Raw genomic sequence first — 2,826 nt, 5'->3', positions numbered from 1 at the left:
GCCTGGAACAAGCTCATCGCCGAAACCGGCCGCATCCGATCATTGACCGACTTCGAGTGGGCTCGACAGGTCAATCCATAGTCAGGTCGGTATGAGTTCTAGGTCGCGGTAGCTGATTGGGAGCATCAGATACCAGCGCACGGCTCAGAGGATCACCTCGGCGGTGAACTGCCGCCCTTTGAAGGTCGGATCCGCCCGGAGTTTCGTCAGCCGCCGCCGTACCATGCTCCAACTTGGCCTCGATCGCGTCAAGCCGCAAAGGATGCAACGGAACCCTTCTGCGAGCTGTTCCAGTCCGACACCACCGCGTCCAGCCGAACCCGACCGGCGGCGCTTACTTCGACGACGATCCCTGTGCGCATCGCCCAGACTCGCATCTGAGAGCGGACTATGAAAATCCCAGCCGGGACTCTTTTGTCAGGCGCGATCCACTAGTTCAGCCTGAAGTCTGACTGTTCTCCAGGATTGTGGAAGGTTCCTCGTCCTTGCGATACATGAGAACGGCGTAGGCTGGACTCTGCATTCACCCACGTTGTCGGGTCTGGCACGACTGCTGACAATACTACCTGTTCAGGGCGCTTTGTTCGGCCAGGGCACCATGCCCTCCGCCGCCAGCGCCGCCTGCACGGCGGGCCTCGCGCCAATCCGCTCCCGATACGCGCGCAGGCTGGGGTAGGGCATCAGGTCCACGTCCACCCAGTTGGCCCAACTCGTGACCACGAAGCACGACGCGTCGGCCACCGAATACCCGGAGGCCAGCAAGTGCTCATGACTCGCCAGATGCCTGTCCAAGTGGGTAAGTCTGAGCGCGAGACGATCGCGGAAGATACGCTTGCCAGCCTCCGGCATGGCCGGGCTGAACAGGAAGGCGAAGCCGCTCTTGTGCACCTCACTCGACAGGAAGTTCAGCCACGCCTGCAGCAGCGCTCGCTCGACTGTGCCGGCCGGAGGGGCTAAGTCGCGCCAGGGAGCCAACTCGGCGACATGCTGCAGGATCGCGGCGCTCTCGGTCAGCAGCGTGCCATCATCCAGTAGCAGCGCCGGCACGTAGCCCAGCCAATGGACCTGCCGGTAGTCGCCGCCGCCCTCCATGGCCTTAGTGTGCTCGTCCACCCGTACGGCCTCGAAGGGCAAGCCGGCTTCGATCAGCGCGATGTGCGATGCAAGGGATAATGCTCCTGGTGAGTAATAAAATTTCCTCCTCAGCATTCCCGCCCTGCCGATCAACTCCACCATTTGCGCATCGTTTTGGAGTGCGGGTGATCCTGGGCCGTCAGGGCGCGGGTCGGCGTTTGTGCCGCTTGGAGCTCGGCTCGAAATCGTGGCGTCGTTCGGACTAAGCCGTGAAGACCTACTGCCATAGCGTCCTCCTGCTCACGAGAGAACGCACCATCACCCCACAGGACTGCAAAGGCCCGAGCCGCGCGAGCCACCGGACGCCATAATGATCGTAGCCGATCCGACGCCGGACGGCCGCGTGCAGCACCTCCAGCTGTGCCGGCTCTCGGCAGGATTGTTCACCTCCAAGGGCGGCGGGTTCATCGGCGGCCATGCCCCTGCCCCCACCCCGATCCGGCACGAATTGTGGTAGTTTGCCACAGTCGCGGCAAACTGCCAGATTCCGAATAGTCGAAAGAATTTTTTATGTTGGCCAAAGTTGGTCATGGTGTCAGCTACGCTGCCAGACCAAGCTTGGTCAGGAACTACCGATGAGCCAAGTCAACTTGTACGACGCCAAGACTCAGCTCTCGCGCCTGGTCGACCGCGCCGCGGCCGGCGAGGAGATCATCATCGCCAAAGGCGGCCGCCCACTTGCACGCCTGGTGCCCCTTGCGACCCGCACCCAACCACGAGCGCTCGGCCAGCTTGCCAGCGAGGTCTGGATGGGACCCGACTTCGACGCCCCACTGCCGGACGATGTCGCCAAGGCGTTCGAAGGGCGATGAGGCTGCTCATCGACACGCATATTTTCATCTGGGCCGTCACTTGGCCCGATCGCCTGCAGCCGCGCCTGCACGAGGCGATCCTCGCGCCGCGGAACACCATCCTCGTCAGCGCTGCGTCGGTTTGGGAGATCGCCATCAAGCGCTCCTTAAGGCGGCTCACCTTCCCGCTGGAGCGCCTTGATGCCGTGCTGGAGGAGGCTGGGTTCCGTCACCTGCCGATCACCGCCTCCCACGCCATCGAGGTTGGCGGCCTGCCACGTCACCATACCGATCCCTTTGATCGCATGCTCGTCGCGCAGGCCTGCGTCGATGACCTCCTGCTGGCGAGCGACGACCCGCTTATGGCCGCTTATGCGGTGCGGCTGTTCGAGCGGGATGGCGGAGAGTGAGCGCGGCAGAGACTGCGGCATCGGTCCCAGCTATGCCGCCGGCGGTGGTGCCGGAGCAGGGTAGGGACCTCGCCTCAGCCGGCGCCGCGGCCCTCGCCGCTGCCCAGGCCTATGCCCGCGAGGCGCTCGCGCCGGAGACACTGCGGGCCTATGCCGCCGACTGGGCGCATTTCTGCGGGTAGTACAGCGAGACCGGCTGCGCCCCGCTGCCGGCCGAACCTGCGGCCGTCGCCGCCTATGCGGCTTCGACTGGTCGGCCGGCCATCCCGCCATCCGTACCACGCTGCGCGGCATCTTTCGCCGGCACGGCAGCCGCCGCCGCCAGGCTGCGGCGCTGACCTCGACCGAGCTGGGCAAGCTGGTAGCCGCCTGTGGCGGTGACCTGACCGGCCTGCGCGACCGCGCGCTGCTGCTGCTGGGCTTTGCCGGAGCGCTGCGACGGTCCGAGCTGGTCGGCATCGACCGCGAGCACCTGCGCTTCACGGGCGAGG

6 protein-coding genes are annotated in these 2,826 nt (G+C 65.2%); 4 read left to right on the top strand and 2 right to left on the bottom strand.

The genetic code is table 11. From position 1 onward, the window contains the following. Positions 1–570 precede the first annotated feature (570 nt). On the bottom strand, positions 571–1,236 hold the full coding sequence (locus EP26_RS30325) for a glutathione S-transferase N-terminal domain-containing protein (RefSeq protein WP_245624578.1): 666 nt from the start codon (positions 1,234–1,236) through the stop codon (positions 571–573). Positions 1,237–1,444: 208 nt separating this feature from the next. On the opposite strand from EP26_RS30325, the gene EP26_RS35940 reads away from it, so the two are divergent. The 4 genes from EP26_RS35940 to EP26_RS35935 all read left to right on the top strand — a co-directional run bounded on the left by EP26_RS35940 (position 1,445) and on the right by EP26_RS35935 (position 2,517). Further along, complete coding sequence (locus EP26_RS35940) at positions 1,445–1,591, top strand: hypothetical protein (protein WP_157033970.1); 147 nt, start codon at positions 1,445–1,447, stop codon at positions 1,589–1,591. Positions 1,592–1,709: 118 nt separating this feature from the next. Continuing rightward, positions 1,710–1,946 carry a type II toxin-antitoxin system Phd/YefM family antitoxin gene (locus EP26_RS30320; RefSeq protein ID WP_043345110.1) on the top strand — a complete coding sequence of 79 codons (237 nt, stop codon included), beginning with the start codon at positions 1,710–1,712 and terminating at the stop codon, positions 1,944–1,946. Continuing rightward, on the top strand, positions 1,943–2,335 hold the full coding sequence (locus EP26_RS30315; RefSeq protein WP_043345109.1) for a type II toxin-antitoxin system VapC family toxin: 393 nt from the start codon (positions 1,943–1,945) through the stop codon (positions 2,333–2,335). The genes EP26_RS30320 and EP26_RS30315 overlap by 4 nt, the downstream gene beginning before the upstream one ends. Next, entirely contained in the window at positions 2,332–2,517 is a 186-nt protein-coding gene (locus EP26_RS35935) for a hypothetical protein (RefSeq protein WP_157033969.1), read from the top strand. The genes EP26_RS30315 and EP26_RS35935 overlap by 4 nt, the downstream gene beginning before the upstream one ends. 53 nt (positions 2,518–2,570) lie before the next feature. Here the strand turns inward: EP26_RS35935 and EP26_RS30310 are convergent. Further along, positions 2,571–2,826: hypothetical protein (locus tag EP26_RS30310; RefSeq protein WP_043345107.1), on the bottom strand; the 256-nt coding region annotated here is incomplete at its 5' end.

Source organism: Belnapia moabensis DSM 16746, assembly GCF_000745835.1.
In the GTDB taxonomy this organism is placed as follows: Bacteria; Pseudomonadota; Alphaproteobacteria; order Acetobacterales; family Acetobacteraceae; genus Belnapia; species Belnapia moabensis.
This window is presented reverse-complemented; position numbering and strand designations above follow the sequence as displayed.

Bases quoted from the DNA above. Each gene is read 5' to 3' on its own strand.
- EP26_RS30325 (WP_245624578.1), bottom strand. From the start codon at position 1,236: ATGGTGGAGTTGATCGGCAGGGCGGGAATGCTGAGGAGGAAATTTTAT.
- EP26_RS35940 (WP_157033970.1), top strand. From the start codon at position 1,445: ATGATCGTAGCCGATCCGACGCCGGACGGCCGCGTGCAGCACCTCCAG.
- EP26_RS30320 (WP_043345110.1), top strand. From the start codon at position 1,710: ATGAGCCAAGTCAACTTGTACGACGCCAAGACTCAGCTCTCGCGCCTG.
- EP26_RS30315 (WP_043345109.1), top strand. From the start codon at position 1,943: ATGAGGCTGCTCATCGACACGCATATTTTCATCTGGGCCGTCACTTGG.